The 14087-nt window shown below is 44.0% G+C and carries 10 protein-coding genes; 7 read left to right on the top strand and 3 right to left on the bottom strand.

What is annotated here, in order from left to right:
- Positions 1-53: 53 nt before the first annotated feature.
- On the bottom strand, positions 54-1394 hold the full coding sequence (locus AB9P05_RS08855; protein WP_371908466.1) for a dihydroorotase: 1341 nt from the start codon (positions 1392-1394) through the stop codon (positions 54-56).
- A 53-nt stretch (positions 1395-1447) separates the two neighbouring features.
- Between AB9P05_RS08855 and AB9P05_RS08850 the strand changes: the two genes are divergently transcribed.
- The 5 genes from AB9P05_RS08850 (at position 1448) to AB9P05_RS08830 (ending at position 9297) form a co-directional block, all read left to right on the top strand.
- On the top strand, positions 1448-2791 hold the full coding sequence (locus AB9P05_RS08850; RefSeq protein WP_371908465.1) for a DEAD/DEAH box helicase: 1344 nt from the start codon (positions 1448-1450) through the stop codon (positions 2789-2791).
- A 488-nt stretch (positions 2792-3279) separates the two neighbouring features.
- On the top strand, positions 3280-6195 hold the full coding sequence (gene gcvP / locus AB9P05_RS08845) for an aminomethyl-transferring glycine dehydrogenase (protein WP_371908464.1): 2916 nt from the start codon (positions 3280-3282) through the stop codon (positions 6193-6195).
- 156 nt (positions 6196-6351) lie between these two features.
- Positions 6352-7017, top strand: coding sequence for a helix-turn-helix domain-containing protein (locus AB9P05_RS08840; RefSeq protein ID WP_371908463.1), 666 nt, complete (start codon positions 6352-6354; stop codon positions 7015-7017).
- A 207-nt stretch (positions 7018-7224) separates the two neighbouring features.
- The gene (locus AB9P05_RS08835) at positions 7225-8568 is read left to right on the top strand and encodes a PhoH family protein (RefSeq protein ID WP_371908462.1); all 1344 of its coding nucleotides are present in this window, start codon (positions 7225-7227) and stop codon (positions 8566-8568) included.
- 279 nt (positions 8569-8847) lie between these two features.
- Entirely contained in the window at positions 8848-9297 is a 450-nt protein-coding gene (locus AB9P05_RS08830; RefSeq protein WP_371908461.1) for a hypothetical protein, read from the top strand.
- A 36-nt stretch (positions 9298-9333) separates the two neighbouring features.
- Here the strand turns inward: AB9P05_RS08830 and uvrB are convergent, their stop codons facing one another.
- On the bottom strand, positions 9334-11358 hold the full coding sequence (gene uvrB / locus AB9P05_RS08825; protein WP_371908460.1) for an excinuclease ABC subunit UvrB: 2025 nt from the start codon (positions 11356-11358) through the stop codon (positions 9334-9336).
- 339 nt (positions 11359-11697) lie between these two features.
- Between uvrB and AB9P05_RS08820 the strand changes: the two genes are divergently transcribed.
- Both AB9P05_RS08820 and AB9P05_RS08815 read left to right on the top strand, forming a co-directional pair.
- Positions 11698-12099 carry a hypothetical protein gene (locus AB9P05_RS08820; protein WP_371908459.1) on the top strand — a complete coding sequence of 134 codons (402 nt, stop codon included), beginning with the start codon at positions 11698-11700 and terminating at the stop codon, positions 12097-12099.
- A gap of 84 nt (positions 12100-12183) precedes the next feature.
- Positions 12184-13323, top strand: a complete 1140-nt coding sequence (locus tag AB9P05_RS08815) for a monodechloroaminopyrrolnitrin synthase PrnB family protein (protein WP_371908458.1) — start codon at positions 12184-12186, stop codon at positions 13321-13323.
- Here AB9P05_RS08815 and AB9P05_RS08810 read toward each other — a convergent pair.
- Positions 13320-14084 carry a shikimate dehydrogenase gene (locus AB9P05_RS08810; protein WP_371908457.1) on the bottom strand — a complete coding sequence of 255 codons (765 nt, stop codon included), beginning with the start codon at positions 14082-14084 and terminating at the stop codon, positions 13320-13322. The genes AB9P05_RS08815 and AB9P05_RS08810 overlap by 4 nt on opposite strands.
- Positions 14085-14087: the final 3 nt, after the last annotated feature.

Here is a 14087-nt window from a genome sequence, read left to right as displayed (position 1 = left end):
AAGGATGGCAAAGGTATAAAACCTTATATTATTGCACAAGTTTTTTTGTCGCCTTAATTTTTATAAAATAATAATCTTTTGCCCTGGCGGCTTTCGTCCAGCCTGCCATTCTCATAGGCAAGGTGTCCGCTTACCAGCGTGTGTGTTACTTTATGAGAAAAAGCCTGTCCCTCCATGGGTGACCAGCCACACTTGTAAAGGAGGCTATCCTTAGTAACCCTCCAGCCATCTGTTTTCTCTACCAGAACCAGGTCCGCGTAATACCCTTCCCTGATATACCCACGGTCTTTAATACGAAACAACTCAGCCACTTTGTGACTCATTTTTTCCACAACCTTCTCCCGGGTAAAGACCCCCTCTTCGGCCATTTCCAACATAGCAACCAGACTGTGCTGCACCATGGGGCCGCCTGAAGGTGCCTTGAAGTAAGGGTTATGTTTTTCTGCAAGAGTATGAGGGGCGTGGTCAGTAGCTACTACATCAATCACATCATTGATCACAGCCTGTCGTATTGCTTCACGGTCCTCCGATCTTTTTACAGCAGGATTCCACTTTATCAGTGTTCCTTTTTCATCATAGTAAGAATCATCAAACCAAAGGTGATGAATACATGCTTCGCTGGTGATTTTCTTGTCTTTGAGCGGAACAGCGTTGCTGAATAACTCAAGCTCTCGCGCTGTGGATATGTGAAGGATATGCAGTCTGGTGCCATATTCCCTGGCTAACCCCGCCGCCATGGAAGAGGAAAGGTAGCAGGCTTCTTCACTCCGTATTATAGGATGAAAATGGATGGGGACCTCCTCTCCGTATTTTTCCCTGAAGATTGCTTCGTTCTTTCTTATTATGTCCTCGTCTTCACAATGAGTCGCTATCAGCATACCTACCCGAGAAAACAGATTTCTGAGGGTTTGCTCATTATCTACCAGCATATTGCCTGTAGAGCTTCCCATAAATACCTTTACACCACAAACCCTTTCAGGATCAGTCTTGAGTACTTCATCCAGGTTATCATTACTGGCCCCCATAAAAAAGCTATAGTTTGCCAGGGAAACTTCGGCGGCTCGATTATATTTCTCTTCCAACAAGCTCTGGGTCAGCGTTTGAGGCTTAGTATTTGGCATTTCCATGAAGGAAGTAGTCCCTCCCGCTACCGCAGCCTTAGCTTCTGTATAAATCTCAGCTTTATGAGTAAGTCCCGGTTCCCTGAAGTGCACCTGATCATCAATTACGCCAGGCATAAGATAGGCCCCATTAGCATCTATGACCTTATCAGCCTTTTCGCCTGACAGTCCGGAGGCTATTTTTTCAATTCGCTCACCTCTCACCAGCACATCTCCGGTAAAGGTCTTCCCCTCATTAACTATATTTGCATTTAGAATCAGAACCGAGCTCATTTTTTTACCTTTATCTGTTCACTTCGTATAACTACACCCTGACGATTTTCGCTATGGCGCAAGATATTAACAAATTCGAAGACTTTAAGCTTAATAAGCAGCTTCTAAATGCGATAGAAGAGCAGGGATACGAGCACCCCACCCCCATCCAGCAAAAAGCCATCCCACTGATACAGGCAGGGCACGATTTACTGGGAATAGCCCAGACAGGCACAGGCAAAACAGCGGCCTTTACGTTACCCTTATTATACAAACTCAGGTATGCCCAGGGAAGCAGCCCAAGAGCTATAATTCTCACCCCTACCCGCGAGTTGGCTATCCAGATAGAGGACGAAGTAAATAAACTGAGTACATATACTGACCTTCGTACAGTTGCCTTATATGGAGGAAAGGGGCCTAAAAGTCAAAAAGAAGCCGTAGAAGCCGGGTGCGACCTCATAGTTGCTACTCCCGGGAGGTTAATCGATATCTACAAAACCGGTGCCCTCCTGATGAAGGAGATAAAAACCCTGGTCATTGACGAGGCGGATAAGATGATGGATATGGGGTTTATGCCCAAGATCAGGAATGTACTCGAGGTGATACCGGTCAAGAGACAGAACCTGCTTTTTAGTGCAACTATGCCTGACAAAGTGGTGAAGTTATCCGAAGAGTTTCTGGAATGGCCGGAAAGAGTAGAAGTGACCCCACAGGCCACAGCTGCCGAAACGGTAGAGCAATTACTATATGAGGTACCTAATTTAAAGACTAAGATAAATCTACTGGAACATCTGTTACAGGATAAAGAGTCCTGGACCCGTGTAATCGTTTTTACTAAAACCCGGGAGACGGCCAATAATGTCTACAAGTACCTGAGCCGTAAGCTTCATGATGATGAACTGCGGGTGATCCATGCGAATAAAGGCCAGAACACCCGTACAAATGCCATGGATAACTTTAAAGAAGGTAACATCCGGGTGCTGGTAGCCACAGACGTAGCCTCAAGAGGTATCGATGTAGCAGAAGTAAGTCATGTCGTGAATTTTGACATTCCACTTATCCACGAAGACTACGTACACAGGATAGGTCGTACAGGGCGGGCAGAACATACCGGAGTAGCCATTTCGTTTGCCAATGAGGCCGAGCTATTTCATGTAAAGCATATCGAAAAACTGATCCGCCAACCTATTCCCAGGGGAAGAATACCCGACGAAGTTAAAATCGAAAAGACAGATTTCGCGGAAAAGCAGTTGATAGCCCGTGAAATAGACCTTATAAAGCGTAGGGAAAACCCTAATTTCAAAGGCGCCTTTCATGAGAAAAAGCGAAAAAAAGATCCTAAAGCGCAGAGTCATTGGGATGCCCGATCAAACAAAGGCAAAAGAAAGTCAGGAAATAAGGGTAAGAGAAGAAGGTAGAAAGCCTCTTAATCGCTGGTATATATTTCCTTATCGATGGAAAAAATTGGTTTATCTAATTAAGAGTATTCATGATAATATTTTACCTACTTTAGTGTCAAATAAAAGTCTTTCTTTACATAGCTGGTTGAAAATGGTCTCGGAAAGTATTTATACTATTATCCGAGGCCTTTTTTTATACCTGTATTTCACCTCCCCGGCATTGGTCTTCCCTTAGCCTCAGTTCGTTAGATAAAATTTGGATTTTATCGAAACACACAGAACAATTATTGTAATAGCAGATAATTACACTAATTTTATATAAGTCTTTCTTTACATAGCTGGTTGAAAATCAGGGTCCTGAATGGCACAGTCATTCAGGACCTTTTTTATATAGTCCTGCCCTGATATATAAACCGCTTTCAGAGAACCATTTTTCTTCTAAATTAATTATACCTTTGCGACGCATAATTCACTTTGTTTCCTGAATTTTTGAGGGATTTACAGATATGAAAATCGACCTGAAAGCCCGGCAAAATTTTGCCTCCCGTCACAATGGCCCGGATGAAGATCAAATCCGGGAAATGCTTCAGACCGTTAACGCTACTTCAGTTGAAGAGCTTATAGCCCAGACTATCCCCGAGTCTATACGTTTGAAGAAACCTCTTGATCTACCTTCCCCCGTAACCGAAAATGCTTTTCTGAATGACTTCAAAAAGCTGGCATCTGAAAACAAGGTGCTTAAAAGCTACATCGGGATGGGGTATTACGGTACCATTGTGCCAGGGGTTATTCAACGAAATATTCTGGAAAACCCTGGCTGGTATACAGCCTACACTCCTTACCAGGCTGAGATAGCTCAGGGCCGCCTGGAGGCACTGATTAACTTTCAAACAGCAGTGATGGACCTGACCGGCATGGACCTGGCCAATGCTTCATTGCTGGATGAGGGCACAGCAGCCGCAGAAGCAATGGCTATGCTGTATAGCCTGAGAAAAAAAGAGAAGAAATCTGCAAACCGTTTTTTTGTAGATAAAAATACATTTCCCCAAACGTTGGATGTTCTGCGGACCCGTGCCTTGCCTGTCGGGATAGAACTGGTAGTAGATGACCTGGACGCGCTGGACCTTACTGACGAAGAAATTTTTGGTATTCTTCTGCAGTACCCTGATGCTAACGGTGAAATAGCCGACCACGAAGCACTGATAAAAACAGCTAAGGCCCAGAATATTTTTGTGTCTGTAGCCACAGACCTCTTAAGCCTTACCTTAATTAAAAGCCCGGGAGAGATGGGTGCAGACGTAGTTGTCGGTAGCAGCCAGCGCATGGGCGTGCCTATGGGCTATGGAGGCCCACATGCTGCCTATTTTGCGACTAAAGAAGAGTATAAGCGACAAATCCCCGGCCGTATCATCGGTATTTCTGTTGATACTAAGGGCAACGCTGCCTACCGAATGGCTCTTCAGACAAGAGAGCAGCACATACGACGCGAAAAAGCAACCTCAAATATTTGTACCGCTCAGGTACTACTTGCTGTGATGGCAGGTATGTATTGTGTATACCACGGCCCCGAAGGCCTTAAGCAGATTGCCCTGCGCAGCCATGGAATGGCCCGCCTTACAGAGGCAGGCCTCGAGCAATTAGGCCTTACCCAAAAAAATGAGGCTTACTTTGACACACTGAAGATAGCACTACCCAAAGAAGGGCTGAAGGGGAAAATCAAGGAAGCAACTGAAAAGGCCGGTATCAACCTACGGTATTTTCATGATGAGGCAGCCATAGGCATTACTATGGATGAAACTGTTCGCGTAGCCGATGTATATGAGCTGCTGGATGTAATGGCGGAGGTAACAGGAGGAATCCTTGATAAAGAGGCTCTGAATAAATTGGCTGAGAACCTGGAGCTATCCCTGCCTGAAAGCCTGGTAAGGGAGACTCCGTACATGGATCACCCTATTTTTCATAGCCTGCGCACCGAAAGTGAGATGCTGCGCTACATAAAAAAGCTTGAGAACAAAGACCTTAGCCTGGTGCACAGCATGATCTCCCTCGGTTCATGCACCATGAAGCTCAATGCTACTACCGAGATGGTGCCGGTTAGCTGGGCAGAATTTGGTCACATGCATCCTTTTGCTCCATTAGATCAGGCCAAAGGCTATCAAAAACTGTTTACAAATCTTGAGAACTGGCTTTCAGAAATTACCGGATTTGCAGCTACCTCTCTTCAGCCTAACTCTGGTGCACAGGGTGAATATGCTGGATTGATGGTGATTCGCGCTTACCACTTGGACAGAGGCGAAAGCGAGCGTGATGTGGTGCTCATTCCCTCTTCCGCACATGGCACTAACCCGGCCAGTGCCGTCATGGCAGGAATGAAGGTAGTAATAGTAAAGTGCGACGAGAGGGGCAATATCGACCTTGAGGATCTTAAAGAGAAAGCGGAGAAGCACAGCTCCAACCTCTCTGCCCTTATGGTGACTTACCCGAGCACCCATGGAGTATTTGAGGAGGCCATACGGGAAATATGCGACCTTATCCACAAACATGGAGGCCAGGTATATATGGATGGAGCCAATATGAATGCACAGGTGGGTCTTACCAGCCCCGCAAACATCGGTGCAGATGTATGCCACCTGAACTTACATAAGACATTCTGTATCCCGCATGGTGGTGGAGGCCCTGGCATGGGCCCGATCTGTGTGGCGGCCCATCTTCAGCCTTTCCTTCCCGGAAATCCTATAGTAAAAACAGGCGGTGATGAGGCTATTACGGCTATATCTGCCGCTCCTTATGGCAGCGCAAGCATTCTTACAATCTCGTATGCCTACATTGCTATGATGGGTGCAGAGGGATTAACAGAAGCCACCCAACTTGCGATTCTCAATGCTAACTACATTAAGGAGAGACTCAAGGGAGCATTTGATGTACTCTATACCGGCAAAAACGGACGCTGCGCTCATGAAATGATCATTGATTGCAGGGAGTTTAAGAAGGTAAATATTGAGGTGGAAGACATTGCCAAGCGATTGATGGACTATGGGTTCCATGCGCCTACCGTTTCATTCCCTGTTCCTGGCACCATCATGATAGAGCCTACGGAAAGTGAAAGCAAGCCTGAGCTTGATCGCTTCTGTGATGCCCTTCTTTCCATCCGTCAGGAGATTCGCGAGATTGAAGCAGGCCGGGCTGATGAGAATAATAATGTATTGAAAAATGCACCTCATACCCAGGCGGTCATTACTGCCGAGGAGTGGGATCTTCCTTACAGTCGCACCAAAGCTGCCTACCCATTAGATTATGTACGCGATGGTAAGTTCTGGCCGACCGTAAGCCGTATCGACAGCGCTTATGGAGACAGGAACCTCATGTGCAGTTGTATTCCGGTAGATGAATATGAAGAAAGCCCTGAAGCAGTATCTGTCTGACAGAGTTCTTCATTTAAAAATCATGATAAGCCCTGGTGATATACCGGGGCTTTTTTTTGCGTTTTGGTAGAGATATTTTACAACTTTCATTACCTGCCAGGCGTTTTTGTATACACATCCCTGGGTCTCGTACCCATTAGGGTAAACTAATTTATCATGAACTTCAGAGAACTCAAATCACTTGTAAGGCAGGGGGAACACGGACGGTTGGAGTTTAAAAGAAAAGCAGCTTACCCCGAAAAAATAATCAAAGAAGTGGTGGCATTCGCCAATACAGAGGGCGGTGAATTACTAATAGGAGTAGACGACGACGGCAAAATACCAGGCCTTAAATTTGCTGAAGAAGACAAGTATGTTCTGGATAAGGCCATAGCCCGCTATTGCTCACCTGATATACACTATACTACTGAAATTATTCCCCTAAACGAGTCCCGTTCCGTTATACGTTATTCCATAAATAAAAGCCCGGAGGGGCCTCATTATGTACAGGAACCGGGGGCCCCTCAGAGAAAAGTTTACGTCCGGGTAAATGATCAGAGTATCCAGGCAAGTCGTGAAGTTAGGCAGGTATTGAAAGGAGAAAAAAAGTCGCGGGAAGTTCGGTTTAGCTTTGGCGAAAAGGAAAAGCAGCTAATGGAGTTTCTGGACAAAAAAGGTAGTATTACCGTAGCCCAATTTGCAGAAATAGCAGGAGAGCCTGCCAGGAAGGTTTCCCGGACATTGGTATTGCTCGTTCTGGCTGGAGTACTTAGAATTGAACCACGTACAGGGCAGGATCTTTTCATGCGGAAATCTGAAATACCAGAACGCACTGATAGGTAAGGACCGGTTAATTCCGGGGAGCACGTAGTATATTTTTCAAAAGATTTCTTAAATTTCTTAGGATCGCAGGTCCAATTACGAGAAAACTCAGCGTGCCGGAAATCAGAATAGAACCACCCTCCTATCCACTGTTTTTACTCACTGCCACAGCAGCAGTATGCTTTTCATGGCTGTTTCCCATTTTTTACATCTTACCAATATAACTGTATGGCCAGAGCCCGTAAGGAAAAGAAGATTTTTGTGCTGGATACATCTGTCATCCTGTACTCCCACGATTCGATCATGAATTTTCAGGAACATGATGTAGCCATTCCTATTACCGTTTTGGAAGAGTTGGACCAGTTCAAAAAAGGAAACGACACCAAAAATTTCGAAGCAAGAGAGTTTATCCGTAAACTGGACGAGCTTTCAAAAGGAGGCAACCTTCAGGAGTGGATACCTTTGAATGGAAAGACTAAAGGCAACTTCCGGGTAGTGATGGGATTTCCGGAAGCGGGGGCATTTCAGGAAGACATACCAGATCACCGGATTCTGGGCGCAGCCATCCTCTTACAAAAGGAACAGGCAGAACTTGCAGCCGGAAAACGTAAAAAAGTAGTACTGGTCACTAAGGACATAAACCTGAGGCTCAAGGCTAAATCGGTGGATATCCATGCTGAAGACTATGAAACAGGCAAGATCAAAAATGTCAACACCTTGCATAGCGGTAAGGTGGTTATGGAAAACCTGGACACGCAAATAATCAACGCTCTTCATAAGGAAGGGAGGTTTGACGTAAAACCAGTTTTTGGAAGGAAAAAGCCCGGCCATAATAATTACTACATACTGAAGAGCGACACTAATTCAGTATTGGCCTACTACAATAGCACGATGGGTGACCTGGAGCGGGTGGAAAAAAGGAGTGTGTATGGTATTAAACCCAAAAACGCCGAGCAAACATTCGCTATACATGCACTATTGCAGGAAAATATCAGGCTGGTAACCATACAGGGAGTAGCAGGAACAGGAAAGACCCTTCTCGCTCTGGCCAGTGCACTTGAGCAGCGCAGTGACTTTAAGCAAATCTTTCTTGCCCGACCCATAGTGCCATTAAGTAATAAAGACATAGGCTACCTGCCCGGAGACATCAAGAGTAAACTCAATCCTTATATGGAGCCTCTCTGGGATAACCTTAAGTTTATTCAGAACCAATTCAAAGAAACGGATAAGGACTTCCAGAAGATTACCGATATGGTGAATAAGGAAAAGCTGGTTATCCAGCCACTGGCCTATATCCGTGGAAGGAGCCTGAGTAACATTTTTTTTATCGTAGACGAAGCCCAAAACCTGACTCCACACGAAGTTAAAACCATTATTACCCGAGCAGGTGATAATTGTAAGATTATCTTTACCGGTGATATCTATCAGATTGATACACCCTACCTGGATTCACAAAGCAATGGACTCTCTTATTTAATTGACAGGGTCAAAGACCATCCCCTCTATGCGCATGTTACCTTAGAAAAAGGGGAGCGATCAGATTTGGCAAACCTGGCCAATGAGTTACTCTAATATCCAAAAACACAAAATAATACAATATTATCTTGTTGTTTGCGATAAAGTGATCATTTTTTGCGGGAATTTCCAATTGAACCCCAACACTGTTGTTTACAGTTGCTTATATTATTACCTTTATAATCCCCTGAAAATGGAAGGGTATTATTTTATACAATCTAAAACTTATTGAAACTTTATATTATTTAAAACGATTGTATTTTGCGGCTCTTGTACAGGGCAACCATAAAGGGTTGTATTTTTTCTGACCGTTTTTAATTTTTTAAGGAAATCACTATGCAATCTATTATTTCTAATATGGGAACGGCATACTATGACAATGTCAAAAATGCCGTGGTATTCATCTTTAAAGAATTTAGTTCGATATATGCCTACCGGGACTCGCTCGACCTGGCTATTAACCTGGCGTTAAACCATAAAACCAATAATTGGCTATTTGACAAGACTAAGTTCTCACATGCCATCACCACTGAGGTAGTAATGGAATTACTGGACTGGACAAAGAGATGCTGTAGACGCTTACGTCAGCACGAGGTCTATAAAGACTGTAAAGTATCTGTAATCACCAGCAGTGATGCCTTTACAGAGCATTTTTTCACCATGCTTAATAAGCAAATGAATGAAAAAATGACTGATCACACAGAAATAGCCTTTTTTAAGGATGCGAAGCAGGCTGAGGGCTTTTTACTCACAGGAACTAAAAGCACACTTTACCAGGCTGGCTAAGTTATTTTACCAGCTTTGAAGCCGGATTGATACCTCCTACGACTTTTCTTCCAGGAGTTTTTTCAACTCCGCAAGTTCGTCACGCAAGCGGGCAGCTTCTATAAAATCGAGATCTCTGGCAGCCTTTTCCATGTTTTTCTGAGTTTGCTTAATGGTCTTCTCCAACTCAGATTTACCCATATAGCCTACTATAGGGTCAGCAGCTACTGACATAGTTTCCTGGCCTGCATAGTATTTCTTCTTTTTACTACTACTATCTGCCACACTGGTTTGAGAAAGAATAGCCTCTCGTGATTTGCGGACTGTTTTAGGCGTAATCCCATGTTCCTTATTGTAGGCTTCCTGGATAGCCCTGCGCCGGTTAGTCTCATCTATAGCAAGCTGCATGCTGTCCGTAATGGTGTCGGCATACATAATTACTTTGCCATTTTCATTTCGGGCGGCTCGACCTATGGTTTGTACCAGGCTTCGCTCATTTCTGAGAAACCCTTCCTTGTCCGCATCCAAAATAGCCACCAGTGACACCTCCGGCAGGTCGAGTCCCTCCCGCAGCAGGTTTACGCCTACAAGTACATCAAACTCACCCAAACGAAGCTGTCGCAGTATCTCTACCCGCTCCAGGGAGTCTACCTCAGAGTGAATATATCGCGCTTTGACACCTGCTCTCTCAAGAAATTTATTAAGCTCTTCAGCCATTCTCTTGGTAAGCGTAGTAACCAGTACACGCTCTTCCTTTTTAATCCGTTCGTCAATTTCCTCCAGCAAATCGTCAATCTGATTAAGGCAGGGGCGCACATCTATCTCTGGATCAAGGAGGCCTGTGGGACGAATGATTTGTTCTACTACCACCCCCTCCGACCTCCTGAGCTCATATTCCGCAGGTGTGGCACTGACAAATATGATCTGGTTGATCATATCCTCAAATTCGTTAAAAGTTAGCGGGCGGTTATCTAATGCACTGGGAAGCCTAAAGCCAAAATCCACAAGGCTCGTTTTTCGGGCACGATCACCACCCCACATAGCCCTGACCTGAGGCACAGTCACATGACTTTCATCTATCACCAGAAGGTAATCATCAGGAAAATAATCAAGCAGGCAGAAAGGCCGCTGCCCAGGCCGCCGCCGGTCAAAATATCGGGAGTAGTTTTCCACGCCCGAACAATACCCCAACTCACGGATCATTTCCAAATCAAATTCAGTACGCTCCTTGAGCCTCTTTGCTTCAAGGTATCTTTGCTCAGTTTCAAAGGAAGTAACTTGGGAAACCAAGTCGTCCTGAATTTCTTTGATGGCTACCTGCATAACATCGCGTCCTGTAACAAAGAGGTTAGCGGGATAGATGGTCACCATCCGTTCATCAGAAATCTTCTTGCCCGTTTGAGGATCTACCCGTTGGATAGCTTCTATCTCGTCACCCCAAAAGATAAACCGATAAGCAAAGTCTGCATAGGCCAGGAAAACATCTACTGTATCCCCCTTAACTCGGAATGTTCCTCGTTTAAACTCTGCTTCCGTCCGGCTGTAGAGAATATCTACAAGGGCAAATAAAAATTGATTTCTGGGAAGCCTGTCACCTTCCTGAAGTTTAATTACATTCTTCCCGAACTCCTCGGGGTTACCTATACCATAAATACATGACACTGAGGCAACTACCACAATATCACGCCGACCAGTTAATAACGAAGAAGTAGCACTTAAGCGTAATTTCTCTATTTCTTCATTGATGCTAAGGTCCTTCTCTATATAAAGATTAGTACTGGATATGTAAGCTTCAGGCTGGTAGTAATCGTAGTACGAAATGAAATATTCTACCGCGTTTTCAGGGAAAAACTGCTTTAGTTCGCCATAAAGCTGTGCAGCCAGTGTTTTATTATGGCTGAGCACCAAAGTTGGTCTTTTTGTCTCAGCTATTACATTAGCCACTGTAAAGGTTTTACCCGACCCGGTTACCCCTAAAAGTACCTGCGACTCTTCACCGTCATCCAGTCCCTGGACAAGCTGACGTATTGCCTCAGGTTGGTCCCCAGTGGGTTCATATTCAGAATTTAGAATAAAATCCATTATTGTAATATCATGGTATGGTGGGCATTTAGCGGAATCAACTAACGTAAAATATCCTGGAATGTTCCTTTAGGATATAGCAAAAATTGTTTTTTTTCATACCAAAACTTACATTGGGGATAAAATAATTAAATTATCCCTGTCTAAGCATTTTGGACTTTTGTCGATAGATATTACCTGTTCAATCTTTGGTTACCCTCATTAAGGCTGGAAAACGGCAGATTAGAGGACATTATCATCTAAATATTGCGGATCAAAAGGATCGTAGCAACAGGTATTGTTTAAGTAAAAATAAATTTTGTCATATCTTAGCAATGATTACGAGATGATTTCTAGCGAATGCGGCCATTAGTTCAAGTATTTAAAGAGTCATTTGTTGAAATTCTTTACGAAGAAGATCATAATATAATTGTGGCTAATTGGATGGGCTACCTCAAGCAGGAAGACATCAGATTAGGATGCATGGCTTTAAATGATTTTATCAGAAAAAGCCGCATAAAAAAGCACCTTAGCAATCAGTCACAACTAAAAGTATTGTCCCGTGATGTACAAAATTACATCATTGATACGTGGTACCCGGAGGCGGAAAAGCTTGGATTGCAGAAAATTGCCATTTTTGCATCCGCAGACATCTTCGCCAGAGATAGCGTAGACCACGTAAACCTAAATATAGGCAGGGGCAACCTGGAAATACGCACCAAACACTCTATGCAGCAATGCATGGACTGGCTTATAAACTAATTCTGCTTACATACTAATAAACTAACCGAAGACCTAACTTAACCAATAACAAAAACACTTTAATAACACCTAAAAAAAACTAAGATGACACCCACCAATCTGGAAAAGGCATTTCCCGACACGAAATCCTTTTTAGATACCATTCATCAGGACGAACAGATCATCGGCCAAACAGACGTACTCGGAGCTGACGAATGGATTAAAAAAATACCTGTTTTTAATAACGAAGGAAATGTTGAAGGGCTAATTAACATCCTTAAGGATGCTCTTCCCACTCCTGAAACTGCAGAAAAATACACATATCACGAAGCTGCAGCAGCCATGCGTGATCTGGGTATACTCTTCGGTTCTATAAAAAGACACGGCGAGGAACCTGAAACACATGTTCCCAATCTGGCTGACACTATGATGGTGTTGTCCAAAACACTGGATCTCCCTCCAAGAGATACACTCATTAGCTACTCCGTATGGAACCCACAAGGCAGCCGCCTTCGGACCTATACTGGTACGGCTGACGAAATGAACCTGATTTATAGTGTTCAAATGAGCATGAACCCTTTGGTTAAAGCGATTCTTCTGCTTGACAAGCTTTACCACATGTCATTTGAAGACCCTGAATTTGCTCCCCTTTGCCGCGAGACTGCTGAAAATTTCCAGGCAATGGTTAAAGGAGTCGTTCATGCGAAAAGGCATGTAGCTCCTGAGGTATTTGCAGGAAGCCTCCGTTTCTATTTTGATCCTATTCAGCTAGATGGTAAGACTTACCTTGGCCCTGGCGCTGTAGAAATGCCCGTATTTGTGTTTGACCACATCCTTTGGAGCTCTGACTGTACAAATGAGGAGTATCTTGGATTTAAGGAAACGTATCACCCTTACGTTTTACCCAAAATGAGGCAGGTATACAATGCTTACAATAATAAGCCAAGTCTGCTAACCCGTTTTAGTCTCTTCCTGGAAAATAGCGATCAGAGCAACCCCGTCGTAAGGGAAAACATCAAGGCGATGGAGTTCCTGTGCACTCAGCTCAAAAGCTTCAGGATGCCTCACAAAAAGGTGGCTGAAAATGCTTATCACAAAACGCCAAAGGCTCAAAGGTCTAAAGGTAGTGGCGGATACGCTCCCACTATGCTTACGCATATAATTAATCTGAACCTTCGTCAGATTGAGAAATTCAAGAAATCAAGCAAAAAGTATACTGAGCAGAAAGCTGCTGTAATGGTTTAAATAGTACCATTCCAGATTTCCCATGACTTATCGGCCTGTAGATGTAACATCTGCAGGCCGTTTTTTATTTGCGCTCCTTGTTTCCTTCCTGCATTTAGAAAAGCCGTTTCAGCAGGATTATAAACCAGGTCATAAAGCCAGTGATTTGAGCTTACAGAGCCATATGGAATGTCAGGCTTTTGCTCAATGTCTGGAAAAGTACCCAGAGGAGTACAGTTTATAATAAGCGGGTACTCGTGAAGCAAGTCGGGACTTGCCTTTAAGCTGTTATAGCTCATTTCGTTCTCTTGCGGATGGCGACTTACATACTGCGGCACAATGTCCAAATCCTCCAAAGCTACCTTTATAGCCCTGGAGGCGCCACCTGTACCCAAGATTAATGCTTTATTCAGGCAGGTGATCTTATCACCTAGCCATTGCTTTAAGCTTTCCTGAAAGCCATAATAGTCAGTATTGAAGCCTTTTAGCCTACCCCCCCTTATTCGGATTGTATTAACAGCTCCTATTTCTTCGGCAGTACTATCCAGTTCATGTAAGAGAGGTATTATGGCTTGCTTGAGTGGGATAGTTACATTAAGGCCTATTAGCCGGGGCTCTTGACTTAATAATTTGCTCAGATCATTGACAGATTGAATTTCAAAATTCCGGTGGGAAAACCCCTCAATACCTTCCTTCTGAAATTTCTCTGTAAAATAACGGTTACTAAAAGAGTGGCCTAAAGGGAACCCAACGAGCCCTATAAGCTTATCAGAGGCAGACATAGG

This window comes from Roseivirga sp. BDSF3-8 (assembly GCF_041449215.1).
Taxonomy (GTDB): domain Bacteria; phylum Bacteroidota; class Bacteroidia; order Cytophagales; family Cyclobacteriaceae; genus JBGNFV01.
The sequence above is the reverse complement of the archived record's forward strand: the minus strand, read 5'-3'. Positions and strand labels throughout refer to the sequence as shown.